This is a genomic window from Acinetobacter sp. V2, assembly GCF_001188385.1.
GTDB lineage: Bacteria > Pseudomonadota > Gammaproteobacteria > Pseudomonadales > Moraxellaceae > Acinetobacter > Acinetobacter oleivorans.
In genome coordinates this window covers 1,534,982-1,536,021 of the sequence record NZ_JZFB01000001.1, presented here as the reverse complement: position 1 = coordinate 1,536,021, position 1,040 = coordinate 1,534,982, and the positions used below count along the sequence as shown (strand labels likewise).

Genomic DNA, 1,040 nt, shown 5'->3' with positions numbered 1-1,040 from the left:
GATGGTTGTGCGCCAAGTAAGAATACAATTAATCCACGATTTAAAATCCTAGCTGAGACTTTATTGGCGGCTGGTTATGTGATTGTGGCGCCAGATTATGAGGGTTTAGGTACACCAGGAGTGCATCCGTACTTAAACTTATCTAGCGAAGCAAAATCAGCGCTTGCTGCAGTAAAAGCAGTAAAAGAGCATTATGGTACCCAGTTAAAGGGTGACTGGATGTCAATTGGTCAGTCACAAGGTGGACATGCATCTTTAGGTACTGCCGAATTTGCCAATGCGGATACAAGTTATAAGGGGGCTGTAGCAGGAGCACCTGCTTCAAGCTTGGGAACAATTATTCAAATTTATATTGACCCACAATTTAATCTTGACGCAAATGGAAAACCTAAAGCAGTAAATAAATTGGATGAAAACTTGCTGCAAGTTCGTTATGCAGTGGCTAATAAATTGATTACAGAAGCTGAAGGTCAGGCGATGATTGACCAAATTGCTGATGGTTATGCTGAATTATTAGCATATGCAGCATTTGCAAGTGCAGGGATTAAAGCACAGCAACCAAACTATGACTTTAAGACAATTTTTACATCAGGAGCGGCTGACATTGCAGAATTGGCTTATGGACGTACAGGTGATGATGGGGCTTGTTTAAGTTATCCTACACCTGATAGTGCAAATGGTTTACAAGCGAAGTTTAAGGCGGGTATTTTAGCTTACTTAGCAGACCCTACGCATCAAATTGCACAGTACGGTATTGATCTGAATAAATTCAAGACAGATCAAGTTGTTCAAAACTTTTTGACAGCAACTCAACCTGCGACGAATGCTACAGTCGAGAAAGTCATTAAAACGCCTGTATTTATTATTCAAGGTGAAAAAGATCAAGCTGTATTGCCTGTAGTCACACAAGGCTTATTCGCGAATATGAAAGCGAATGCTTTGAAATTTTTCCCACAAGCAGCCTATGATAAAGGCTATAAGCTAACTATTGTACCGAATGCAACCCATACACAAGCAATCATATGTCAAAATGCGAATGC

General features: G+C 40.3%; 1 protein-coding gene. It reads left to right on the top strand.

Annotated features, from left to right (window positions below; all coding sequences use genetic code 11):
- On the top strand, positions 1-1,040 hold a 1,040-nt coding region (locus UC75_RS07045), incomplete at both ends, for a lipase family protein (protein WP_228137145.1).